The sequence below is a fragment of the Novosphingobium sp. SL115 genome (genome assembly GCF_026672515.1).
GTDB lineage: Bacteria > Pseudomonadota > Alphaproteobacteria > Sphingomonadales > Sphingomonadaceae > Novosphingobium.
On record NZ_JAPPRG010000002.1, the window covers coordinates 3,020,477 to 3,043,113 of the forward strand.

Here is a 22,637-nt window from a genome sequence, read left to right on the forward strand (position 1 = left end):
GAAGCCGGTCAGTTCACCTGCCGTTCCAGCCCCTGCCAATAGGGTTCGCGCAAGGACCGCCGCAAAATCTTGCCCGAAGGATTGCGGGGCAGCGCTTCAATCACGTCGACAGATTTGGGCACCTTGAACCCGGCCAGCCGTTCGCGCGTCCATTCAATAACCGATTGCGGATCAACGGTGTGTCCGGGCTTGGGCACGCAAACGGCCTTCACCGCTTCGCCCCAGCGCTCATCCGGCACGCCGATCACCGCCACTTCCAGCACATCGGGATGGCCATAAATCGCGCTTTCGACCTGCGCCGGATAGACGTTTTCGCCGCCGGAGATAATCATGTCCTTGATGCGGTCATGCATATAGACATAGCCGTCATCGTCCAGATAACCGGCGTCGCCCGTGGCAATCCAGCCATCATTGCTCAATGTCTTTGCCGTCGCTTCTGGCAGTTTCCAATAGCCCAGCATGTTGTTGGATGACCGGGTCTGAATCTCGCCAATCTCGTTTGGCCCCAGCGCTTTGCCATTTTCATCGATTACGCGCACTTCCACCCCGGGCAGCGGCTTTCCGGCAGACCGCATCCGCTGATTGCCATTCACGTCATGGTCTTCAGGCGGCAACATACAGATCGTGCCGGTCGTCTCGGTCATGCCATATGCCTGAATGAAATCGGCTGAAAACATGGCGATACATTCGCGCAGCAGGACCAGCGGAATGGGCGATGCGCCATAGATGATATATTTCAACCGGCTGAAATCCACCTGCGCGCAATCGGGATGGTTCAGCAGCATCTGGAGCGCGGCGGGCACGATGAAGAAACGGGTGACGCCCTTCTGCTCTACGGCATCAAACACCGCACGCGGCTCAAATTCCGCCAGCACGATGCCGGGCAATCCCGCACCGATCGCCATAACCCCAAGGCCAGTGCCGCCAATGTGCGCACAGGGCATGGCAACAAGGATCGCCTCATCATCGGTCATCGCGGCATAGGGCTGATCGCTGCCCAGCGATTGTTTGCGCAGGCCAAACAGGTTGCGGTTGGACAGCACTGCGCCCTTGGGATTCCCGGTGGTGCCCGATGTATAGAGTTGCAGCACCGCATCGTCCGGCCCGGCGGCTTCGAACGGCGCAGGCGCCGTGCCGTCAATCCAGCCCCACGCCTCACTTTGCGTAAAACAGCGCTCAACCGTCGGAATTTCGGCAAAGCTGGCAGCAAGGTCTTCAAACCCTTCGCCAAGGAACATCGCCCGCGCCTCGGCGTCCTGGGCAATCCACTTTGCCTCAGCCGGGGCCAGCCGCCAGCCGATGGGCACCATCACCACGCCCAGCCGTGCGGCCGCAAAGAACAGGGTGAAATACAGCGTCGCGTTCTTGCCGAACCACGCGATCCGGTCCCCCTTGCCCAACCCCATCGCGGCAAGACCGGTGGCGACGCGCGCCGTGGCTTCTTCCAGCCCTGCGTAAGTCAAAAGCCGGTCCGGCCCATCCAGCGCGACCATATCCGGTCGATCTTCCGCCCAGAAACGCAGGAAACCATCAAACGTGAACAGGTGCGCGGTGCGTTCTGCCGTAGTGGGCTTATAGGCTGTTTCGGCCATGCTTCGCTCTCCCAAGCAATTTGGCAGAGTTAATCATGCAATTAAGCCAGAGCCAAGCCTCCCAATCGTGACAGTGTATGTCGGGATGGCAATTTCACCACGCGCAGCTTCAAGCCTCGGCCAGCGCCTTTTTATAAATGCTACTTCGCGGCTTTTCGAACAGGCGCATCACCATCGGTTCAAAGAACGACAGCGGCAACGTGTCGTAAGCTGGATCGAACGCCGGGCAATCATACTTGTCGATGAATTCCTGCGTGGCGGCGGCATGTTCGTGGGCGGCAAACTGGTCGCGCATATTGCGGTCAAGGCCAAGGAAGTGGAAGAAGTTGTAGCCCTGAAAAATGCCATGATGCTGCACGATCCAGTGCAGTTCTTCCGAAACGAAAGGCTTGAGGATGGCTGCCGCAATATCCGGGTGGTTATAGGCGCCCAGCACATCGCCAATGTCGTGCAGCAAAGCCATCACCACATAATCTTCCGCCCGGCCATCACGATGCGCGCGGGTCGCGGTTTGCAGGCAATGGGTCAGCCGATCAACCGCAAAGCCGCCGCAATCCCCTTCGAGCAGCCGCAGATGTTCCAGCACTCTCGCGCCCCCGCTGCGGGCATGGGGCACCATATGGGTCATGATGGCATCCCAGTCTTCCTGCGTGCCATCGCTCATCGTGTGGAACTGCGCCGTGGGCAGATCATCCATCGCGTGCATCCTTGTCTCCCGCGCCTGCCTGTTACCGGCAGTGCGCATATGGAAGGCACACGATATCGCGTTTGCCCAGCTTGGCGAGTCAATTCCGCTGGTCAAAAATCCGTTCCGGCAGGCTGAGCGCAAGCACGAAGCACCCCGCCAACAGCAGCAGGATAACGCCAATGGCTGCCAGCACGCCGCTGGCTCCCAGCGCGAAATAAGCGCTGCCAACCAGCGCAATGCCAAAGGCGCTGCCCATTTGCAGCACGGTCTTCAAGATGCCGCTGGCCGCGCCTGCGTGGCGACGGTCCACTCGCGCCAGTGCCACTGGCGATACCGGGCCGGACAGCGTGCCCATGCCCACGCCCGACGCCAGCAGGGCCGGCATCAGCAAGACCAGCCCTGGTCCTCCCGCGACGATCCACGCCAGCGCGCCGCCATAGGCAAATACCAGCAGTGCCGAAGAGCACACCAGCATCCACTTGCCCGCCCGCGCCAGATAGCGTCGTCCGACAAAGCCCATGCCCAGCATAACGCCCGCGCTGAACGGGATATGCACCAGTCCGGTCTGCAGGGGCGAATAGCCCAGCCGTGATTGCAACGCATGGGCAAAGACGAACAGAAAGCCCGTGTTCGCCGCCGAAAAGATCAGTCCGATCAGCGCGCCTGTACGAAACAGCGGATCAGCCATGAGTTCGGGATCGAAGATTACCGGCTTGCCCGCCCGCGCCCTGCGGGTAAGGCCCTTCCACGCGGCCCACAGCAGCAATGGCGATGCGCAAAGTAGCAGCAGACTGCCACGATCAAGCCCGGCATGTTCACCCCGCACCAGCGGCACCAGCATGGCGGCCAGCGCGGCCCCAAACGCCAGCGTGCCGATCACATCGATGCGCCCGCCCTTGTGCGTCACTTCACGCGGCAGGAAACGCCAGCCCGCCACCAGCGCGGCAAGCCCGATGGGCAGATTAATCAGGAACACCGCGCGCCAGCCCAAGCCGGCAATATCCGCCGCAATCAGCAGTCCTCCAAGGATTGGCCCGGCAATGCCCGCCAGCCCGCCGATCACGCCAAACCACGCCAGCCGCCCGATCCGCTCCACCGGATCATACAGGATCTGGATTACCGCCATGACCTGCGGCGCCATGATCGCGCCCGCGGCGCCCTGCGCGACCCGCGCCGCAATCAGCAGCGCAGGATCAGCAGCTACGCCGCACAGCACCGATGCCAGCGTGAACCCCGCCACGCCGCACAGGAACATCGCCCGCCCGCCAAAGATATCGCCCAGTCGCCCGCCCAGCACCAGCAGCAGACCGAACGCCAGCGAATAGCCCGCCGCAATCCACTGGGCCGCACTGCCACCCAGATCATATCCGCGCGCGGCAAAATCCGCCTGCATAGCTGGCAGCGCGGTGTTGATGATCGTCACATCGACAATCTCAAGCACCAGCGCAGTAATAAGCGTGAAAAAGGCGAGGCTTTTCTGCCTCTCGGTCATGCCGGCAATGGTCTGCGCCATGGGCCTAGATCGCGCCTTCGCGCAGCATTTCCACCGCCGCATCACAGGCCCGCGCCGTCAGCGCCATATAAGTCAGCGACGGGTTCTGGCAGGCTGACGATGCCATCTGCGCGCCGTCCGTGACAAACAGGTTGGCCACATCATGCGACTGGCTCCACTTGTTCAGGACCGAATTTTTGGGATCATACCCCATCCGCGCGCCGCCCATTTCGTGAATGGCCATGCCGCCCGTGCCGGGCTGGTCAGATCCCATGATGACCTTGCCGCCTGCCGCCGTCATCATTTCGGCGGCATCGGCCTTGGCCTGCGCCAGTGCAGCTTGCTCTTCCTTGCCATGGGCAAAGTCGATGTGAAGCTGCGGAATGCCAAATCTGTCGGTCTTTACGCCATCCAGCGTCAGCCGGTTGGTATCGCGCGGCACGCTGTCGGCAAAGGCAACCAGCACCATGCGCCACATACCGGGACTGCGCAGCTTGTTCTTGAAGTCTGCGCCCACGCCCGCCTCGCGCTTGCCCGCACCCCAGTTGCTTTGCAGCGCACCACCCTGGTACGAAAATCCGCGCGTATGCCCGGCCCCGTCCATGGCATCCATGTTGCGATAACGCGCGATCACCACACCGGTTGGCCGGTTGCCAAAGCTGGTGCGCCCGCCAAATTCGGGGAACAGCGCAATGGTCGACAGCGTGCTGGCATGATCCATGATCTGCGTTCCCAGAACTCCGCTGGAATTGCCAAGGCCCTTGGGCATCGCTTCAGACCGCGAATTGAGCAGCAGATGCACTGAATTGAACGCGCCTGCATTCAGGAACACCATGCGCGCGGTCGCGGCCCCGCGCGTGCCATCCTTGGTGTTGACATAACGCACACCCGTAACCCGCTTTGTCGCAGGGTCATAATCGACATGTTCGACAATCGCGTCGGTCACCACGGTCAGGTTACCGGTGGCCGCCGCCGCCGGAAGCGTGCTGGATTGTGTGGAAAAATACGCGCCATAAGAACAGCCACGCGCACAGATCGACCGGTTCTGACAGGCAGCGCGGCCTTCGTCAGGCTTGGCTTCGGTCATGTTGGCAACACGGCCCACCGTCATGCAGCGGCCAAACTTGTCCGCCACCACCTGCTTGACGTGGCGTTCCACCGCGTTCAGCGCCATCGGTGGCTGGAACTTGCCATCGGGAAGCTGCGGCAAGCCTTCCATCGCGCCCGAAACGCCGATGAATTCCTCAACCTTGTCATACCACGGGGCAATGTCGGCATAACGGATCGGCCAGTCGGTGCCGTGCCCGTCGCGTTTGTTGGCGCCAAAATCATAGTCCGACCAGCGATAGGACTGCCGCCCCCAAGTCAGCGAACGCCCGCCCAGTTGATAAGATCGCAGCCACGAAAATGCGGTCCCCGGTGCGGTGCTATAGGGGTTTTCCGCATCGTTGACGAAATTCGCCTGCGTAAACTCGTTGAACTGTCGGTTCTGCGCCTGCACCTGATATTCGCGGGCAAACAGCGCGGCATCGCCCGCTCCGCGAAACGGCATTTCCCACGGCGTCTTCATCTCGGTCGGATATTCGCCGTGGACGATTTCGCGCCCGCGCTCGATCATCAGCACCTTTAGGCCCGCCTGCGTCAACTCCTTGGCTGCCCAGCCGCCGGTGATCCCGGAGCCGACCACGATTGCGTCGAATTGCATGTCCGTCATTTCCGTTCTTCAGCCAAAGTCCACTGCGGTCCAGTCGCTGGACCACGCGCGATATCCGGGGGTCAGCGGCAGATCGGGATCGAACCGCCCCGGCACATGTTCATATTGCAGTTCCTGCGTGGCACCTGTTTCGCTGGTGTAATAGCCGGTCAGGATCAGCCCCTTGACCGTCTTCCACGGATGTTCGCCCCGCCCGGCATAGGCTTGCGCATCAAGCGCAGTCAGCAATGCAGCCTGACGGTCAGGTCCGACGGCCAGAAAGTCACCGCCCGCACGGCCATCCAGCTCCCGCTCAAGCCAGTCCACATGGCGCAGCGAACCATCGTTACGCAGAAAACGGTCATAAGCAGCAGGTTCGCTCAAAGCCTTGCGCGACCCGTCAAGACCGTGGGCCAGCGCCAGAATGGCAAAATCACCTGCACCAACTTCGCCCGCGCCCGGCGTGCCGGTGCGCGGCAGGACGCGCTGGCTTACCTGCTGCATCAGCAGGCGCTGCCGCTCTGTCGGCGCATCAGCCGCGTCAAGGTGGGTAAGGCTCACCGCCGCGGCCGGCACGCCCAGCGCCAGTGCCAGCAACGCAGCCGCGCCCATGAAATCACGACGGTTCCAGCCCGTCATCGGCCTATCCTGCATCGCCTTCATTCTCCCCGTGTGGCTGACCATGCCGGATCACCACAGTATAAGAACGAATACTCTAATTTGGATATGGCCCGCAAGGGGGCATCTGTGGGGGAATTCACTCAATTCACAATTGCGGGATTGGAATGGCGCTTCAGGCCAAAATCAGCCCTTCACCTGCGCGTCGCAGATTTCGCACAGGGCGTGGATGATCGCGCGGACGATTTCGTCCTTCAGACTGTAAAAGCGAATCTGTGCCGCAACGCGCGTGTCGACCACGCCTTCATCACGCAAACGGGCCAGATGTTGCGAGACGGCGGATTGGGAAAGACCGGTCAATTCCACCAATTCCGTTACGGAAACCTCACCTTCATCCATCCGGCACAGCATCAGCAGCCGCTCAGGATGGCTAAGCATGCGCATCCGCCCCGCCATCAGGCGAGCGCTCTCTTTCAGCTCGGAAAGGTCGGTATGTTTCATTGTTCTCAAGCAGATAGCGGCCACACCAGCTTGTGCAAGTGCGTCGCAACACCTCTTGCGTTAAATTGTCCATACTATTAATTAAATCGTATTTTATTTATATAAGATATAGCGCAATTTACAGCTTCTTGATGAATTGGCAGATGACCGATTATGCGCCGACACTCTCCGCCAGGCAGATAAATGCCAGCCTCGCGACCAGCGGGGGGCAGGTCACGCGCTTTACATCCCCGCTCAAAGCTGGCGCGCAATTGCTGGTGATAGACCAACAAACATGCTTGCCCCCGCGCGCATCAGCGACTAGGGGCATCCGCAGTCGGGGAGTAGCGCAGCCTGGTAGCGCATCTGGTTTGGGACCAGAGGGTCGTAGGTTCGAATCCTATCTCCCCGACCACTTTCCCATAAACAGCATTATCCGCCCGGCAGGCTTTCGGTCTGCCGCATCGCTTCGCCCAGTGCGAGCGCGGTGGAAATGGCGAGGTTAAGCGAGCGGACCTGTGGCCGGATTGGGATGCGCAACCGCGCGTCGCACGCATCGGCCACGGCGGCAGGCACGCCTGCGCTTTCCTTGCCGAACAGCAGCACATCATCAGGCCGGAACGTAAAGTCGTAAACCGACTGGTCGGCCTTGGTGGTGAACAGCACCAGCCGGCTTTCGCCCGCAGACGCTCTGAACGCATCGAAGCTGGCGTGGCGGGTGATGGCAACGTGGTCGATGTAATCCATCGCCGCGCGGCGCACGCGGCGGTCATCCCACGCAAAGCCCAGCGGCTCGATCAGATCGACCCCCACCCCGAAACACGCGCCCAGTCGCAGCACCGATCCGACGTTTCCGGCAATCTCCGGTTCGTAAAGCGCTATCCGCATCGCCGTCAGCCCGCGCTCACTCCACCGTCACCGATTTGGCCAGATTGCGCGGCTGGTCAACGTCAGTGCCCTTGGCCACGGCGACGTGATAGGCCAGCAACTGCACGGGCACGGCATAGACCAGCGGCGCGATCAGCGGGTGGACCTTGGGCATTTCGATAGTGGCAAGGCAGCCCTCGCCCGCCTCCGCAATGCCCTCGGCATCGGAAATCAGCACCACCTTGCCGCCCCGCGCGCGCACCTCCTGCATGTTCGAAACGGTCTTTTCAAACAGCGGCCCTGATGGCGCCAGTACGATCACCGGCACCGCTTCATCGATCAGCGCAATTGGCCCGTGCTTCATTTCCCCGCTGGCATAACCTTCGGCGTGGATATAGCTGATTTCCTTCAATTTCAGCGCGCCTTCCAGCGCCAGCGGATAGTCCGGCCCACGGCCCAGATACAGCACGTCGCGCGCAGGCGCGATAAGGTGCGCCATCCCTGCGATTTCCTCGTCATGGCTCAGCGCGGCGTTGAGCGCGGCGGGTGTTTCCACCAGTTGCTCTACAATCGCCGCTTCTTCCGCCCGGTTCAGCCGTCCGCGCTTCACCGCCAGATGCGCCGCCAGTGCGGCCAGCACGGCAAGCTGGCAGGTAAACGCCTTGGTCGACGCCACGCCAATTTCCGGCCCGGCGTGCGTTGGCAACAACAGATCCGCCTCGCGCGCCATCGAACTGGTCGGCACGTTCACCACCACCGCAATGGTCTGCCCCGCCGCCTTGCAATGGCGCAGCGCGGCCAGCGTGTCTGCTGTTTCACCGCTCTGCGAAATGAACAGCGCCAGCCCGCCCGGCTCCAGCACCGGATCGCGGTAACGGAACTCGGACGCCACATCGATGTCCACCGGCAGGCGCGCGAACTGTTCGAACCAGTACTTGGCGACCATCCCGGCATAGAAGCTGGTGCCGCAGGCCACGATGGTCACGCGGTTGATGCTGGCCAGATCAAAGTCGATCTGCGGCAGCGCTACAGTCTGTTCCACCCGGCGCAAGTAACTGCGCAGCGTCTGCGCCACCACCACCGGCTGTTCGAAGATTTCCTTCTGCATGAAGTGGCGGTAATTGCCCTTTTCGATGGCCGCCGCCGTCGCGCCAGATGCCACCACCGGGCGCGTCACCGCATTGTCGTCAACGTCGAAAATCTGCGCGCCTTCGCGGGTGATGACCACCCAGTCGCCTTCTTCCAGATACGTGATGCGCTGGGTCAGCGGGGCCAGCGCCAGCGCGTCAGACCCCAGATAGGTTTCGCCATCGCCATAGCCCACCACCAGCGGCGATCCCAGCCGCGCGCCGATCAGCATGTCGTCATGCTGGCGGAACGCGATGGCCAGCGCAAAAGCCCCGCGCAATTGCGGCAGCACCGCCTTTACCGCGTCCTGCGGCGAAAGCCCCGCCTCAACCTGTTCCGACACAAGGTGCGCGACGACTTCGGTATCCGTCTCGCTTTCAAACTTGCGTCCCCGCGCGATCAGGGCTTCGCGCAGCGGCTTGAAATTCTCGATAATCCCGTTGTGCACCAGCGCCACTTCGCCGGTGGCGTGCGGGTGGGCATTGCTGGTGGTGGGCGCGCCGTGCGTGGCCCAGCGGGTGTGCGCAATGCCGATCAGCCCGGCAGCAGGATTGCGCGCCAGTTCGACCACCAGATTGTTCAGCTTGCCCTCGGCCCGGCGGCGCACAAGCTGCCCGCCATCCACCATGCACACGCCCGCGCTGTCATATCCGCGATATTCCATCCGCCGCAGGCCATCGACCAGCCGGTCCGCCACAGGTTCCTTGCCGACGATTCCGATGATTCCGCACATGGACGATAAGCACTTTCTCTAAAGGGTATAGGGCACCCGGATTCCCGGCAGGTTAGCAGGGAAATCCTTGGTATTTCGTGTAATCAGAATACTACCGCTGATCTGCGCCGTCGCCAGCACCAGCGCATCCATAAGCGTCATGCCATTGCGATGCCGCAGATCGGCGGCGACGCTGGCTATACGCCCATCAATCTCTACAACATCGAACGGCGCGATTAAATTTCTGACATGTTCGCGGGTTTCCAGCGGCTCGCCCGAAAGCACTTCGGTCCACACCACGCGGCTGATCCGGTGGCGGCGATAGCGCGAAAGCTCGGCAACCGCCTGCGGACGGTCCTGCAACCAGTCGATCAGGATATTGGTGTCGAAAAACGGATCGGACACGGCGCGCTATCGCTCACCGCGAAGGGCGCGCTGCCACGCTACGCCATCGTTCACATCGGCCCGATTTTTCCAGTACCCCGCCCCGCGCGCGATCCAGTCCTGCCCACCCGGCACAGGCGCCTGCGCTCGAAACTGCGCCACCGCTTCACGCAGCACCGCCGCCCGCGACTTCCCCTGCTCCGCCGCAAGCGCATCCAGCCATTCGATATCGACTTCAGGCAGATCGGCAAGAATGCGAGTCATGCTGATATATTGATATCATATCGCGATATCGTCAAGAGGGGTGGAGATAATTGCGTTTGACACCGCAAAGATGGTCACGGACATATGCGGGCGGGCAATTGACGATTGATGAACGGGGAAAAGATGATGCGCGGCGCAGCTTTTATCGCAGCAATAGCGGCCTCATTTGCATCTATCAGTCTTGCCCGTGCCGAACCAATAACCGAGGAAGCCGCGCGCGCCGCCACCGACAATGCCGTAAATGCACTCAAGGCTGGCAATCCAGAAGCGGTCATTCCTCTGGTCGATCCGGTGATCGCTACGCTTGAAGATATGCAGAAGGACCAGACAGTCCAATGTGCTGACGACCTGACAGGGGCAATCTTTCTGTCCGCAATGCAGACTGCCGCCATGGAAAAAGTTCCTGAAAAGGAACGACGCGCCGCATCGATCGTAGGCCCGGATTTCTGCGCCGCGCTGTTCCTAAAGGGCTTTGCACTGATCGATCTTAAGCGAATGGACGAGGCCGAAGCCTTCCTGCGCCGCGCGCACGAAGCCGCCCCGTTTAACGCCCACTACCTGAACGAATATGCCGAGTGGCACAAAGCCATGAAGCAATGGGAAAAGTCGCACGAGCTTTTCCAAGAAGCATTTGGTCTTGGCGAATTTAGCACCGACAAGGGCATGAAAAAGTTCAACCAGGCACGCGCACTGCGCGGCATGGCCTTCAACGAAATAGAAATGGGCCAGCTCGACAAGGCTGAGAAAAATCTGCGCAAGTCACTCAAACTTCTGCCCGACAACGCAGGCGCAAAATCTGAACTTCAATATATCGCGGATTTGAAGAAAAAACAGAAAGGCTGATCGCTCAGCCCCGCTTCTCCGCCTTCTTCTTCTTCATCGCATCATGGAACCGGTCCGCCCAGCCCGGCTTCACCAGTTGTTCTGCGCGCACCATGCGCAGTTCGCCATCGCCAACATCGCGTGACACTGCGCTGCCTGCCGCAACAATCGCGTCCGCGCCGATCTTTACCGGCGCAATCAGGGCGCTGTTCGATCCGATGAAGGCGCGTTCGCCGATCACGGTCTTGTGCTTGAAATATCCGTCGTAATTGCAGGTGATGGTGCCCGCGCCAATGTTCGCGCCCGCCCCCACGTCTGCATCGCCCAGATAGGTCAGGTGGTTGGCCTTGGCGCCCTTGTGCATCACGGCGTTCTTCACTTCCACAAAGTTGCCGATCTTGACCTTTTCTTCCAGCCGCGCGCCGGGGCGCAGGCGGGCATAGGGGCCAATCTGCACGCCATCGGCCAGAGTCGCGCCTTCCAGATGGCTGAAGGCGTGGATCGTCACGTGGTCGGCCACGGTCACACCGGGGCCAAAGAACACGTTGGGTTCCACCAGCACGTCACGGCCCAGCACGGTATCCCATGCAAACCACACGGTTTCCGGCGCGATCAGCGTTGCGCCATCGGCCATGGCCTGCGCGCGGCGGCGCTGCTGCCAGCGGCCTTCGGCCTGGGCCAGTTCGGCGCGGCTGTTGATGCCCGCCACTTCATCGGCATCGTCGGTCACCACCACCGCGCATGTGCGGCCATCGGCAATGGCAATGTTCACCACATCGGGCAGGTAATATTCGCCTTGCGCATTATCATTGCCCACCCGCGCCAGCAGGCCGAACAGATCGGCGCTGCGCACCGCCATCAGCCCGGAATTGCACACGCGGCAGGCGCGTTCATCATCGGTGGCGTCCTTGAATTCCACCATCTTCACGATGCGGCCCGCTTCGGCAATCACCCGGCCATATTGCAGCATGTCTTCGGGCGCAAAGCCCAGCACCACGGCGGCGGGATTGTCCGCTTCGTGCAGCCGCGCGATCATCGCCTGCATGGTGCTGGCCCGAACAAATGGCACATCGCCATACAGGATCAACACATCGCCATCGAAACCCGCCAGCGCTGCTTCCGCCTGTTGAACCGCATGGGCCGTGCCCAACTGCGGGTCTTGCACCGCAATCGTGGCTGCATCGCCCAGCGCCTTTTCCAACTGGTCGCGCCCGTGGCCTGCCACCACCACCTGTCGCGCCGGGGTCAGTTCCGCCGCGCTCGCCATCAGGTGCATCAGCATGGGACGCCCGGCGATGGGGTGGAGCACCTTATGCAGGTCGCTCTTCATGCGGGTGCCTTTTCCGGCGGCGAGAACGATGATGGCGAGCGAAGTGTTTTCAGTCATGCCAGCATCCTTGCCAGACAAATCTTGCGCTTTCCAGAACGCGCAGGCAGTTGCCGCCACGATGGCAAATTTTCCTTACGATGTGGTCGGATTCGATCTAGATGGCACCCTGCTGGATACCTCCGGCGATCTGTGCGTGGCCTTGAACCACGCACTGTCGCTGGCAAATCGCCCCCCGGTGCTACTGGATGACGTGGCGCGCCATATCGGCGGCGGCGCGGCGCAAATGCTGCGCTCCGCCCTTACCGAATCCGGCGGCGTGGATGAAGCCGCGTTCGACGGATTGCAGGCTGAACTGGTGGCGTTCTATGCGCAGAATATCGCCCACCACACCGCGTTCTTCCCCGGTGGCGAAGCCATGCTCGATGCGCTGGACGCGCACGGCGTGAAACTGGCCGTGGCGACGAACAAGAAGGAAAGCCTCGCTGTCCGCCTGTTCGAAGAACTGGGCATCGCCCACCGCTTTGCCTGCATCATCGGCGGCGACACGCTTGGCCCCGGCACCGCCAAGCCTCGCCCTGACATGCTGCACGAAATGGTCCGCCGCTGCGGCGGCACCCGCGCGGCTTTCGTAGGCGACACCACGTTCGACGTAGGCGCGGCCAAGGCCGCCGCAATGCCGGTGGTCGCCGTCCGCTTTGGTTTCAACGATCTTCCGGCGGACGATCTGGGCGCGGATGCGGTAATCGACCACTTCGACGACCTGGTGCCCACGCTGGAACGTTTGGGCTGACTGCCCCACTACCCCGCCAGCAATTCCGCCGCCGCCGGTCCTTCCTGCAGCAATTCGATCAACGCCCGCTCATAGCGCGATAGCCACCGCTTCGCGCGCGGCAGGCGCAGCGCCTTGCGCCATTCCTCCTGCTGTTCCACCAGCGCCATGACAGCGGGATGGACATAGCTTTTGCGGGCAATCGCGGGCGTATTGCCCAGTCGCTCGGCCACATCGACCAGCAATTCCTTCAACGGCATCCGGCCCTCGCCCTCGGCCAGAAACTGCAGCGCCATGACGCTCGCGTGCCATGTGCGAAAATGCTTGGCGGTAAAGTGTTCGCCCATCACTTCGCACAGCCACTGGTTCACGTCCGCCGATCCCACTGGGCAGGCTTGGCCATCGTCGTTCAGATACTGGAACAGGTGCTGGCCGGGCAGATCCTGCATCTTGCGGACAAACCGCACCAGGCTGCGGTCGGTCATCCGCATTTCGCGCTGCTTGCCCGATTTTGCACGAAACCGCAGGCGCAGCACCTGCCCTTTGACCGCAACATGGCGCATCCGCAGCGTGGTCGCGCCAAAGCTGTTGTTGCTGCGGGCATAGGCTTCGTTGCCCACGCGAATACCGCCGGTGTCCAGCAGCCGCACCACGCTGGCAATGCAACGCTCCCGGCTCAATGCGCGCCGGGCCAGTTCATCCTCCACCCGCGCACGGGCCAATGGCAGCAATCGGCCAAAGGCCGCGCAACGGTCAAACTTCTCGCCTTCACGCGCGGCCCGAAAATCGGGGTGATAGCGATATTGCTTGCGCCCCTTCGCATCGATCCCGGTGGCCAGAATATGGCCATTGGGTGCCGGGCAGAACCATGCGTCGACATAGGCCGGCGGCAGGGCGATGGCGTTCAACCGGGTAATCTCGTCGCGGTCCGCAATACGCACGCCTGCCGCATCGAAATAGGCCCAGCCTTTGCCATATCGCCGCCGGGTCACGCCGGGCAGGCTATCGTCAACGTGGACCAATTGGACGGGTTTGCTATCCATGGTGCGGCGAACGAGCCAGCCCCCCTTGCGGTTCCGCGACGGGCGCTCCAATATAGTATGCAACACTAACAATTGTTCGTGAAGGAGCATCCCATGTCGCAAGAATACGTTCCCCCCAAGGTATGGCAGTGGGACAAGGCCAATGGGGGTGCCTTCGCCAGCGTGAACCGCCCCATCGCCGGGCCGACCAGCGAACGCGAACTGCCGGTGGGCAAACATCCCTTCCAAATCTATTCGCTGGGCACGCCCAATGGCCAGAAGGCCACGATCATGCTGGAAGAGCTGCTCCAGCTTGGCTTTTCCGATGCCGAATACGACGCATGGCTCATCAAGATTTTCGAAGGTGACCAGTTCACCAGCGGGTTCGTCGACATCAACCCCAATTCGAAAATCCCCGCCATGGTCGACAGGTCGGGCGACGAACCATTCCGCGTGTTCGAATCGGGCGCCATCCTGATGCACTTGGCCGAAAAGTTCGGTGTGCTCCTGCCCACATCGGGCGCGGCGCGGGCGGAATGCCTGTCGTGGTTGTTCTGGCAGGTTGGCAGCGCGCCGTTCATCGGCGGCGGCTTCGGGCACTTCTACAACTACGCCCCGTTCAAGATCGAATATGCGATCGACCGCTATGCCATGGAAACCAAGCGCCTGTTCGACGTGGCCAACCGCCAGCTTGCCAAGACGCGCTTCCTTGCCGGCGATGATTACACCATCGCGGACATCGCCACCTACACCTGGTTCGGCAACCTCTATCGCGGCGAAGCCTATGGCGAGGCAGCGACGTTTCTGTCGATGCACGAATATGAACACGTCGGCCGCTGGGTGGGCGAAATCGATTCGCGTCCGGGTGTGCTGCGCGGCCGGTTGGTAAATTCCAGCAAGGGCATTTCCGAACGCCACGACGCCAGCGATTTCGACGCGCTGCCGCCCGAAGCGCTTCAGGGTATCGTAAAGGGCTTCTGACGCACGCGCGGGGTGGCCTTGCGGCAGTTGAAGGACATTCATGTCGCTTTAGGTGTTGTTCAGGTCACCCCTTTTCATCCGCAATTCCCACGCTATAAGCGCCGCTCCTGATGGGGCGTCGCCAAGTGGTAAGGCACCGGTTTTTGGTACCGGCATTCGCAGGTTCGAATCCTGCCGCCCCAGCCAGCCACGCCACTCGCGGTGGCAGATGGCGCAGGTTCAAACTGTGTCGCACACATCGGTTCGGCCAAAAATTCATTTATTTGTGAACAGGTTGTGCGGGCGTGGGCCATGTTTCAACACGCATGGCCCTGCTCGGCATTTCCGGGCAGGGCCATTTCGTCAGCGCGATATGATGTGATGTAAAGTTTGAATGGCCGGAACACCCAGATGGGGTCGGGTGTCCCGGCCATTCTCGACCCGAGGGCTTTTAATCCCGGCAGGCCGAACCTCGGATGCCGACCGGGTATCTCTTGTCCGGCAGGATCGACGTGGGCGAGCAAATAGATGCGGGCTGGCGGCTCTGGCTGTGCGCAAGACCCCGACAGCAAAAATGTAGCACCCAACACCCAGTCCGAAACGTCAATACCTGCTAGTTCAAATTGAAAAATTCGCTCAAGCAGTAATATATCGCGACCCACAGCACGATTGCTCCGGCGAAACCGATCACGATACCCCTGAAAATCGAAGACCTCGACTGAGGTAAACGACGCTCAATTTCTTTCGAACCCGTCATCATTTTTGCAAAACCATTCCGGCAAGAGACAGTTCCCGGTGCATTTCCCATGCGCCCACGTAGTTTTGCGTATTCCATTGCATAATATGACCGTCCGACCCCCGTCCCGACCAAGCGGGCACATCCTTAGTCGAAACACGGCGCAAATGGTTGTAAAGAGATGTAAACGCCGCCTTATGCCGGTTACCCGGCTCGCGTTCTGCTCTAGGGAAATCCCGCAATACGCAGCATCTTCAGCAGATCGCGAAATGATCTGCGATTTTCAACCGACAGGTCGGCCAGGAGCATCTGATGAGAATCGGGATCGTAGATGACGAAGAGGCGATGCTCGAATTCGTATCAGGCGTGCTCAAAGCCGACGAATTTCATTGCGACACGTTCCGCCGTGGGCGCGACCTTATCAGCGTGCTGGGCCGCGAAACTTTTGATCTGCTGGTGCTGGACTGGAACGTGCCTGACATGAACGGGCTGGAAATTCTGGAATGGGCGCAGCGTCATATTGATCCTTGCCCGCCAGTCATCATGCTGACCAGTCGGTCGGACAAGGACGATGTGGCCATGGCCCTGCTGGCCGGAGCAGATGATTTCATCGTGAAACCTGAATCACCTGTGGTGATTTCGGCACGGGTTGCTGCCGTGCTGCGCCGCGTCCGCGCTCGTCCGGCGACGGACAGGTTCGACAATTTCGGCCCCTATGTGTTTGACCGACAGACCGAAAGTGTCAGCCTTCACAACGAACCCATCGCGCTGACGGCAAAGGAATTTGCACTGGCGCATATGTTCTTCAGCAATCTGCATAAACCACTGTCGCGCCGGTATCTGATGGAATCGATCTGGAAATCGGTCGCAGAACTGACCACTCGCACGCTGGACATGCATGTGTCGCGCATCCGATCAAAGCTTCAACTGCGCTCGGACAACGGCTATCGCCTGCAAACGGTATTCAATTACGGTTATCGGCTGGAGTCTTGTTGATGGGCAGTTTCGGGTTGCGGACATGGGCGCTGGCCCTTTTTCTGACGCCGCTTCCCACATTGGCAAGTCTGGCGGCATCGGCCGATGCCGCTGCGCGTGCCGGCGCATCATCCGGGGATGACATCCTTTACACCATCAGGCGGGGCGAACATCTGTTCGGGATCGGTAAGGCATTCCTGATCCGCCCGGCAGATTATCGCGTGGTGCAGAAGTTGAACCGGGTGGCTGATGCACGCATCATTCCGGTTGGCACAGTGCTGCGCATTCCCACACGGTTGCTGAAGACCGAGCCGCTGACCGCGCAAGTCAGCGCCTTGCGCGGCACAGTGCGCATGACCACTGGCGCACGCGCATTGGCACCTGCAATCGGCATGAATTTGCCGCAGGGCAGTATAGTGGAAACAGGCGAGGACGGGTTTGTAACGCTGACCCTGCCCAATGGATCGAAAACATCGTTGCCCACCCGGACACGGCTGCGGATCGATCATTTGCGCCGCATCATTCTGACCGGCAGCGTCGATTACGATCTGGTAGTGGAAGCCGGCAAGGTGGAAACCCGCGCCGCGCCACTGGGGCCAAATCCCAACAGCCGCTTCCGCATCCGCACCCCCCGTGCCATTACCGCCGTGCGCGGCACGCAGTTCCGTGTGGGCTATCCCGATGACGCATCCCTGACCGAAGTTCTGGAAGGTAAAGTCGCCGCTGGCAGCGCCGGTGCCGCCGCCGAAGACCTGACCACCGGCTATGGTGCGCGCGTCAGTCCGGATGGTCGGCTGGACAAGGAAGCCCTGCTGGCCGCGCCCGATCTGATCGCGCCGGGCAAAGTGCAGGTTGATCCGCAAGTGCGGCTGGAACTGGCAGCTATGCCGCAGGCACGCGAATATCGCGTGTCAATTGCCACCGACGCCAGCTTTACCGATGTGATTGCGGATCAGCGCGCCGCAACAACTCTTTTTGCCTTTGACAACATTCCCAATGGCAGCCTGTTTGTCAGGGTCAGCGCAGTGGCTGCGTCGAGCCTTGAAGGCCTGTCACAGACCTTCGCGATGCGCCGGGTGCTGACCGGGCTTTCCGCTTCCGCCGCGATGGATGCCGACACCATGCGCTTCAACTGGGGCGGCGATGGCGAAGGACGTCGACTTTATCACTTCCAGATCATGCGCAATGACAAGGACAGCGTGCCGCTGGTGGATGAAGCCGCTCTTGCCGAACAGGGTATCGCGTTGCAGCGGCTGGATCCGGGCGTCTATTTCTGGCGCGTGGGCGTGCGTCAGCAATCTGGTGACGAAGTGACCGAGAACTGGTTGCCGTTCGAAAAATTCACCGTTTCCGCGCCGGAGCAGTGATTGGTCCGGCAGCGGCTTTTCGCTGAATGGGCACTGGTCGGCATGGCCGCCTGCCTGATGGCATGGTTTGCCACCAGCGGCGCTTGGCTGGCGGCAATCGACAACCGCATTCTTGATGCCGCTGCGCCGCTGGGCGCGCCACAGGCAGATGAGCGCATTCTGATTGTCGAGATCGACGACGCCAGCCTGCAACAGCTGGGCCGTTGGCCATGGCCGCGCGAAATGCACACCAGATTGTTGCAGGCTTTGGCGCGATATAGCCCCGCAGCCACCGGATATGACGTGCTCTTTCTGGAACCGTCGGCAGACGATGTGGCGCTGGCCGCAGCCATGCGCGCCGCCAGCCCGGTGATACTTCCTGCTCTGGTGGACCGCGACAGTCTGGGACGACCAACCGGATTGCAGCGCCCGATCGCACCGATTGCGCAAGCAGCGACCGCCATCGGCATTGTCGAACTGGCCCCCGACTCTGACGGACTGATCCGCCGCAGCGAAGAGCCGGAAACGCAAGGCCCGCTGGCACCGCGCTGGTCATCGCTGATCCTGCAACAGGCCGCCCCGCAGATTACGGCCGCCGGTCCCTTCCTTATCAATTTTGCCGGATTGGGCGCGTTTCGGAAAATATCGTTCGCCAGCCTTGCCGCGGGCGAGGTGCCACCCGCGCTGATCCGGGACAAGTTGCTGCTGGTGGGGGCAACTGCGCCTGGCATCGGCGATGTTCATGCCGTTCCTGCAACGGCGGGCGGATTAATGCCCGGCGTGGAAATTCAGGCCAACATTTTGAACACGCAACTGGCTGGCGTGGCCATTTCCACCCCTTCCCCGCTTGCCGCGACTGCATTTGCGCTGCTTCCGCTGGCGCTGCTACTGGTAGGTTTCCTGCGCCTGCCGCCTGCGGCAAATGCGATGCTGGCACTGACATTGGTTATCGCAGTGCTTGCGAAAAGCCTGATATTACTGACATTTTTCCACTCATGGTTTGCCCCGTCGACGGCAATTGCCACCATTCTGCTGGTGCATGTGCTGTGGGGATGGCGACGACTTACAGTGATGAGCCGGTTTATCGCAACGCGCACCACCGCACTGTCGGCGGAACCGGGCATCCGCTTTCCCGCGCCGCACACCGGCCAGGGAGGGGATGCCATCGCCAGCGAAGCCCGTCGGCTGGACGACGTTATCGCACAGTTGCAGGGCCTGCGCGCATTCATCAGCGGAGTGGTAGAACATTTTCCCGATGCAATCTGCGTGACGGGCAGCGAAGGACAGGTCACGCTGGGCAATCGCGCCGCCCAGCGACTGTTCGGCGACGATGTGACCGGACTGCCGATTGATGCGCTGTGTGCCCGGCTGTCCAGCCATACCGGCGGCGACCACCCGATCATGCGCGATACGGCGGGACGGTCATATATGATTGCTCGATCAGACCTTGGCGATGGCTTTGGCATTGTGTCGTTCCCCGACATCACAGAACTGCAACGCGCGGCCGACGAACGGGACGAGGCGCTTCAATTCCTTTCGCACGATATTCGTTCTCCCAACGCGGCCATCGTGGCCATGCTGGAAAGTCGCCAGATGGCCCGTTCGCGCACATCATCGACCGCCGAACCTTTGATATTGGCAGATGATACCGTGCGGCAGATCCAGTCACTTGCAAGGCACGGGCTGATGCTGGCCGATGATTTCGTCCAGCTTGCACGCGCGCGGCGGCGGACGATAGACATGGAGCCGGTGGACCTGTGCGACGTGGCCCGTGAAGCCGCAGACGTGGTGTGGCCCCGCGCCGTTGCGCGCCGCATTACCTTCGACGATCAATCGGCAGAGGGAGAAATCTGGGTCGACGGAGATCGCAGCATGTTGGTCCGGGCGACGATCAATCTGCTGGAGAACGCCGTGAAATTCGCCCCGGAAGCCGCTCGCGTGTCCTTTTGTGTGGAAGTGTTAGCCGAGCAGGCGATATTGCGCGTCAGCGGCCCCGGCCCTGCCATGCCCCCGGAACGCGAAAACAACCCCTTTGCACTTTATGCGGCCGGGCGCAGCGGTGATGGCACAGCGAGCTTGGGTGCCAGTCTGGGGCTTGGGCTGGCCTTTGTCCAGACCACGGCCCAGCGCCACGATGGCATGGCAGGATATGTCTGGCACGATGGTTACGGCCCCGAATTTACCATCTCGCTGCCGCTGTCGCCGCTGGATTAGGCCACAGAAGCGATCAATCGCGGCCTGACCGCACAGTCACACCGGCGGCCTGCTTTCCGGCAAGCGTGGCAACCGCATGGTGTGCCAACGGCTTCAGGCTTTGGGCCAGCGTGCCCTTGCAATGACGCTCTTCAGCCGAGGCCCGCGACACTTCGCCATCCACGCCGACTAGCACCAGTGTAAGGCGGTGCGTGCGGTCAGCGCAGCTTTGAAACAGCCGTCCGTGCTTGTCGCCGGAAAGTACATCGCCCTGCGGCGCGCGCGTTGCCGTTGTGGCAGGCCGTTCAGCAATGGTGACCAGAAGCGTCGGGCCACCGCGATCTGCCACAGTATAGCCTTGCGCCACCAGTTCCTCGACCACAACGTCACGCGCCTGCTGCGAGACCGCACCGGGTTTTTCATGTGGAGTGGACACTACCAGCGGGACGGCGGACAGGTTGCCGCCACCTGCAAGACCACTTCCCGCAAGACCCGTATATGTTTCAATCGGGCCTGCGCAACCGGACAGGGCAATGCCAAGGGCAAGTTGCGCCGCAAGCAACGCCCGCCTGCCCGCGCGTTCAGCCTTAAGGCACGGAATGTCGACACGGGGATAGGTCAAGCGGTGTCTCCGGTTGCGGCTCTGTTGCCAAAGCCTGCACGCCCGGCGAAATATCCGCGACGAGCGTTTGAATTTCCTTGATGGCCTGAGCGTTGGCCTGGCCGAGCTGCGATATGCACCGGATATCAAGATGCGTCAGCCCAAGAAAGAAAAGATCGCGAAATGCAGCACGTTCAGCAATGTCGCGCCCCAGCCGAAATCCGCCGCGCCCTGCCAGCGCGGCCAGAGTAGCCTTGACCTTGCGACCGTCAGCCCCGGAATTGCGTCCGATGCGATTGGGCACCACCAGCCAGTCTGTATCCTTTGCACCCCGTCGCAAACGCGCCTGCCGCAGTTCACGCACGGCTACGGCAAAGCAACCGTCACCCACAAGCGCCAGCGATACCGGATCAAAGCGCCCCAGCAAGGTGAGGTCCAGAAACGCGCCATTCACAGGGGTCAGCAAGGTATCGGCCAATGCGATCGCCCGGCGGGCAATCGGACTGTCATAGCCCGGTACATCGATCACCAGCACATCTGCGTGCTGCCCGATGCGGCACAGTTCCTGACAGAGCATTGCGCCACTGTGCACCTGTACCAGCATGTGCCGCATGGCCGGCAGCTCTGCTTCAAGCCGACGTGCGCTGGCCTCGCGGTTTTGCATGGCCTGCGACAGGGTTTGCTGGCGGCGATCAAGATCGATAGCGGCAACTTTTAGCCCAGCATCGGCCAGCGCGACGCACAAGTGAAAGGCAAGAGTGGATTTACCGACGCCGCCCTTTTCATTGGCAACCGCAACAATACGGCCTGTCGGCCGTGGCCTGCCCAACACATCAGCGGCAATTACATCCGGATGTTCACCATCGAGAAAAACATTGCGCCGAAACCCGGCACTATCTGGCGTTGCACTTGCGCTCATCCCGCCCATCCCTGCAAATCCTTGTGCAGGGCGGCGTAGTTGAAGGCTGACATATCGGCAATGTCAGCACTGCCGGGGAAGCAGTCAAACCGGCGTGATTGGTGTAAACAGTTGTAAAGCTGCAAACAAAAACCCTCTCCTCCCAAAGGAGAAGAGGGGTGTTGCTTCCTGCTGAGGAAATCAGATCAGAACGCGACGGTCGCCGAGACAACCACGCGCGAACCAGCGATCGAGGAACCATCCTTGGTCGACGAGAAGTTCGGCGTCAGATAGTTGAAGTCGGCGGCGCTCAGGTCGGTATCGACATAGCTGACGCCAAGCGTGACCGGGCCGAGAGCGTAGTCTGCGCCAAGCATCCAGTCGATGTATTCACCGGTCGGCGAAACCGACGTGCCCTGAGGGCCAAGGCCTTCGTTACCGCCATTGGTGTAACCAAGGTGTGCCTTCAGCGTCAGCGCGGTATCGGGGATCGCTGCCGAAACGTCGGTCCACAGATAGAGGTTGTCAGCCTTGGCACCGGGGTTGTCATAGACGCCCGAAACAGCCGAGGCGCCAGAATTGTACCACTGACCAAGCGCTTCCTGCTTCGGCGCATAAGCTGCACCGACCAGAACGCTTGCAGGGCCGACTGGCGCGGACAGCTTGATATAGGGTTCAGCGAAGTCGGTCTTGTCGAGGCCGCCCGGATACATGTACCAAGTCAGGCCGACATCGACCGAGGCATCACCCACGGGGAACTTGTAGCCGCCATAGATGTCGAGTTCCATGTTTGAGCCGAGGAACGTACCCCAGCCAGCAAGATTGGAACCCCAAGTGCCGACATAAAGGCCGCTTTCGTGGCTGATGGTGGCGCCAGCCTGCACAGCCATTTCCTTGTCGGACATCGACACGCCGCGGAAACGGTAGTCGGAAACAAGTGCTGCGCTGCCGGAAACGGTGATCGGGCCGGTTTCTTCGTCCTGAGCGAAAGCAGGAGTTGCCACTGCGGCAAGTGCCACGGCTGCGGCCAGACGGATCTTCATATGGAACGCTCCCTGATAGGATTT

The 22,637-nt window shown here is 61.2% G+C and carries 21 protein-coding genes and 2 tRNA genes; 8 read left to right on the forward strand and 15 right to left on the reverse strand.

Annotation, left to right across the window (positions count from 1 at the left end):
• Positions 1-8: 8 nt before the first annotated feature.
• The 6 genes from OVA07_RS16160 to OVA07_RS16185 all read right to left on the reverse strand — a co-directional run bounded on the left by OVA07_RS16160 (position 9) and on the right by OVA07_RS16185 (position 6,584).
• Entirely contained in the window at positions 9-1,592 is a 1,584-nt protein-coding gene (locus tag OVA07_RS16160; RefSeq protein WP_268172552.1) for a fatty acid--CoA ligase, read from the reverse strand.
• Between the two features lie 109 nt (positions 1,593-1,701).
• The gene (locus tag OVA07_RS16165) at positions 1,702-2,289 is read right to left on the reverse strand and encodes an HD domain-containing protein (RefSeq protein ID WP_268172736.1); all 588 of its coding nucleotides are present in this window, start codon (positions 2,287-2,289) and stop codon (positions 1,702-1,704) included.
• A gap of 88 nt (positions 2,290-2,377) precedes the next feature.
• Positions 2,378-3,793, reverse strand: coding sequence for an MFS transporter (locus OVA07_RS16170; RefSeq protein WP_268172553.1), 1,416 nt, complete (start codon positions 3,791-3,793; stop codon positions 2,378-2,380).
• A gap of 4 nt (positions 3,794-3,797) precedes the next feature.
• Complete coding sequence (locus OVA07_RS16175; RefSeq protein ID WP_268172554.1) at positions 3,798-5,477, reverse strand: GMC oxidoreductase; 1,680 nt, start codon at positions 5,475-5,477, stop codon at positions 3,798-3,800.
• Between the two features lie 18 nt (positions 5,478-5,495).
• Positions 5,496-6,104 carry a gluconate 2-dehydrogenase subunit 3 family protein gene (locus OVA07_RS16180; RefSeq protein ID WP_268172555.1) on the reverse strand — a complete coding sequence of 203 codons (609 nt, stop codon included), beginning with the start codon at positions 6,102-6,104 and terminating at the stop codon, positions 5,496-5,498.
• 165 nt (positions 6,105-6,269) lie between these two features.
• Complete coding sequence (locus OVA07_RS16185; protein ID WP_268172556.1) at positions 6,270-6,584, reverse strand: ArsR/SmtB family transcription factor; 315 nt, start codon at positions 6,582-6,584, stop codon at positions 6,270-6,272.
• Between the two features lie 317 nt (positions 6,585-6,901).
• On the opposite strand from OVA07_RS16185, the gene OVA07_RS16190 reads away from it, so the two are divergent.
• Positions 6,902-6,978, forward strand: a tRNA-Pro gene (locus tag OVA07_RS16190).
• A 17-nt stretch (positions 6,979-6,995) separates the two neighbouring features.
• On the opposite strand, the gene OVA07_RS16195 is transcribed toward OVA07_RS16190, so the two are convergent.
• The 4 genes from OVA07_RS16195 to OVA07_RS16210 are packed head-to-tail and all read right to left on the reverse strand — an operon-like array spanning position 6,996 to position 9,918.
• Complete coding sequence (locus OVA07_RS16195; RefSeq protein WP_268172557.1) at positions 6,996-7,451, reverse strand: tRNA (cytidine(34)-2'-O)-methyltransferase; 456 nt, start codon at positions 7,449-7,451, stop codon at positions 6,996-6,998.
• Positions 7,452-7,467: 16 nt separating this feature from the next.
• Complete coding sequence (glmS, locus tag OVA07_RS16200; protein ID WP_268172558.1) at positions 7,468-9,291, reverse strand: glutamine--fructose-6-phosphate transaminase (isomerizing); 1,824 nt, start codon at positions 9,289-9,291, stop codon at positions 7,468-7,470.
• Between the two features lie 18 nt (positions 9,292-9,309).
• Positions 9,310-9,675, reverse strand: a complete 366-nt coding sequence (locus OVA07_RS16205) for a type II toxin-antitoxin system VapC family toxin (protein ID WP_268172559.1) — start codon at positions 9,673-9,675, stop codon at positions 9,310-9,312.
• A 6-nt stretch (positions 9,676-9,681) separates the two neighbouring features.
• The gene (locus OVA07_RS16210; RefSeq protein ID WP_268172560.1) at positions 9,682-9,918 is read right to left on the reverse strand and encodes a ribbon-helix-helix domain-containing protein; all 237 of its coding nucleotides are present in this window, start codon (positions 9,916-9,918) and stop codon (positions 9,682-9,684) included.
• Positions 9,919-10,026: 108 nt separating this feature from the next.
• Between OVA07_RS16210 and OVA07_RS16215 the strand changes: the two genes are divergently transcribed.
• Positions 10,027-10,761 (forward strand): tetratricopeptide repeat protein, encoded by a 735-nt coding sequence (locus OVA07_RS16215; protein WP_268172561.1) that lies wholly within the window; start codon positions 10,027-10,029, stop codon positions 10,759-10,761.
• A gap of 4 nt (positions 10,762-10,765) precedes the next feature.
• Here the strand turns inward: OVA07_RS16215 and glmU are convergent, their stop codons facing one another.
• Positions 10,766-12,127, reverse strand: coding sequence for a bifunctional UDP-N-acetylglucosamine diphosphorylase/glucosamine-1-phosphate N-acetyltransferase GlmU (gene glmU / locus OVA07_RS16220; protein WP_268172562.1), 1,362 nt, complete (start codon positions 12,125-12,127; stop codon positions 10,766-10,768).
• Positions 12,128-12,188: 61 nt separating this feature from the next.
• Here glmU and OVA07_RS16225 point away from each other — a divergent pair, with 61 nt between their 5' ends.
• Positions 12,189-12,860 carry an HAD-IA family hydrolase gene (locus OVA07_RS16225; RefSeq protein ID WP_268172563.1) on the forward strand — a complete coding sequence of 224 codons (672 nt, stop codon included), beginning with the start codon at positions 12,189-12,191 and terminating at the stop codon, positions 12,858-12,860.
• Between the two features lie 8 nt (positions 12,861-12,868).
• Here OVA07_RS16225 and OVA07_RS16230 read toward each other — a convergent pair whose 3' ends face one another.
• Positions 12,869-13,882, reverse strand: coding sequence for a DNA topoisomerase IB (locus tag OVA07_RS16230; protein WP_268172564.1), 1,014 nt, complete (start codon positions 13,880-13,882; stop codon positions 12,869-12,871).
• Between the two features lie 93 nt (positions 13,883-13,975).
• Here OVA07_RS16230 and yghU point away from each other — a divergent pair, with 93 nt between their 5' ends.
• The 5 genes from yghU to OVA07_RS16255 all read left to right on the forward strand — a co-directional run bounded on the left by yghU (position 13,976) and on the right by OVA07_RS16255 (position 20,092).
• Positions 13,976-14,842, forward strand: a complete 867-nt coding sequence (gene yghU, locus OVA07_RS16235) for a glutathione-dependent disulfide-bond oxidoreductase (protein WP_268172565.1) — start codon at positions 13,976-13,978, stop codon at positions 14,840-14,842.
• 111 nt (positions 14,843-14,953) lie between these two features.
• Positions 14,954-15,028: transfer RNA gene (locus tag OVA07_RS16240), tRNA-Gln, on the forward strand.
• 841 nt (positions 15,029-15,869) lie between these two features.
• Positions 15,870-16,553, forward strand: coding sequence for a response regulator transcription factor (locus OVA07_RS16245; protein ID WP_268172566.1), 684 nt, complete (start codon positions 15,870-15,872; stop codon positions 16,551-16,553).
• Positions 16,553-17,899 (forward strand): FecR domain-containing protein, encoded by a 1,347-nt coding sequence (locus OVA07_RS16250; RefSeq protein ID WP_268172567.1) that lies wholly within the window; start codon positions 16,553-16,555, stop codon positions 17,897-17,899. Before OVA07_RS16245 ends, OVA07_RS16250 begins: the two co-directional genes overlap by 1 nt.
• Positions 17,900-20,092 carry a CHASE2 domain-containing protein gene (locus OVA07_RS16255; protein WP_268172568.1) on the forward strand — a complete coding sequence of 731 codons (2,193 nt, stop codon included), beginning with the start codon at positions 17,900-17,902 and terminating at the stop codon, positions 20,090-20,092.
• A 13-nt stretch (positions 20,093-20,105) separates the two neighbouring features.
• Here OVA07_RS16255 and OVA07_RS16260 read toward each other — a convergent pair whose 3' ends face one another.
• From OVA07_RS16260 to OVA07_RS16270, 3 genes are all read right to left on the reverse strand, one after another.
• Entirely contained in the window at positions 20,106-20,693 is a 588-nt protein-coding gene (locus OVA07_RS16260; RefSeq protein WP_268172569.1) for a hypothetical protein, read from the reverse strand.
• A complete protein-coding gene (locus OVA07_RS16265; RefSeq protein ID WP_268172570.1) occupies positions 20,659-21,591 on the reverse strand; it encodes a division plane positioning ATPase MipZ in 933 nt (310 codons plus the stop codon). Before OVA07_RS16265 ends, OVA07_RS16260 begins: the two co-directional genes overlap by 35 nt.
• A gap of 185 nt (positions 21,592-21,776) precedes the next feature.
• Positions 21,777-22,613 carry a TorF family putative porin gene (locus OVA07_RS16270; RefSeq protein WP_268172571.1) on the reverse strand — a complete coding sequence of 279 codons (837 nt, stop codon included), beginning with the start codon at positions 22,611-22,613 and terminating at the stop codon, positions 21,777-21,779.
• Positions 22,614-22,637: the final 24 nt, after the last annotated feature.

Bases quoted from the DNA above. Each gene is read 5' to 3' on its own strand.
- OVA07_RS16160 (WP_268172552.1), bottom strand. From the start codon at position 1,592: ATGGCCGAAACAGCCTATAAGCCCACTACGGCAGAACGCACCGCGCAC.
- OVA07_RS16165 (WP_268172736.1), bottom strand. From the start codon at position 2,289: ATGGATGATCTGCCCACGGCGCAGTTCCACACGATGAGCGATGGCACG.
- OVA07_RS16170 (WP_268172553.1), bottom strand. From the start codon at position 3,793: ATGGCGCAGACCATTGCCGGCATGACCGAGAGGCAGAAAAGCCTCGCC.
- OVA07_RS16175 (WP_268172554.1), bottom strand. From the start codon at position 5,477: ATGCAATTCGACGCAATCGTGGTCGGCTCCGGGATCACCGGCGGCTGG.
- OVA07_RS16180 (WP_268172555.1), bottom strand. From the start codon at position 6,104: ATGACGGGCTGGAACCGTCGTGATTTCATGGGCGCGGCTGCGTTGCTG.
- OVA07_RS16185 (WP_268172556.1), bottom strand. From the start codon at position 6,584: ATGAAACATACCGACCTTTCCGAGCTGAAAGAGAGCGCTCGCCTGATG.
- OVA07_RS16195 (WP_268172557.1), bottom strand. From the start codon at position 7,451: ATGCGGATAGCGCTTTACGAACCGGAGATTGCCGGAAACGTCGGATCG.
- glmS (WP_268172558.1), bottom strand. From the start codon at position 9,291: ATGTGCGGAATCATCGGAATCGTCGGCAAGGAACCTGTGGCGGACCGG.
- OVA07_RS16210 (WP_268172560.1), bottom strand. From the start codon at position 9,918: ATGACTCGCATTCTTGCCGATCTGCCTGAAGTCGATATCGAATGGCTG.
- OVA07_RS16215 (WP_268172561.1), top strand. From the start codon at position 10,027: ATGAACGGGGAAAAGATGATGCGCGGCGCAGCTTTTATCGCAGCAATA.
- glmU (WP_268172562.1), bottom strand. From the start codon at position 12,127: ATGACTGAAAACACTTCGCTCGCCATCATCGTTCTCGCCGCCGGAAAA.
- OVA07_RS16225 (WP_268172563.1), top strand. From the start codon at position 12,189: ATGGCAAATTTTCCTTACGATGTGGTCGGATTCGATCTAGATGGCACC.
- OVA07_RS16230 (WP_268172564.1), bottom strand. From the start codon at position 13,882: ATGGATAGCAAACCCGTCCAATTGGTCCACGTTGACGATAGCCTGCCC.
- yghU (WP_268172565.1), top strand. From the start codon at position 13,976: ATGTCGCAAGAATACGTTCCCCCCAAGGTATGGCAGTGGGACAAGGCC.
- OVA07_RS16245 (WP_268172566.1), top strand. From the start codon at position 15,870: ATGAGAATCGGGATCGTAGATGACGAAGAGGCGATGCTCGAATTCGTA.
- OVA07_RS16250 (WP_268172567.1), top strand. From the start codon at position 16,553: ATGGGCAGTTTCGGGTTGCGGACATGGGCGCTGGCCCTTTTTCTGACG.
- OVA07_RS16265 (WP_268172570.1), bottom strand. From the start codon at position 21,591: ATGAGCGCAAGTGCAACGCCAGATAGTGCCGGGTTTCGGCGCAATGTT.
- OVA07_RS16270 (WP_268172571.1), bottom strand. From the start codon at position 22,613: ATGAAGATCCGTCTGGCCGCAGCCGTGGCACTTGCCGCAGTGGCAACT.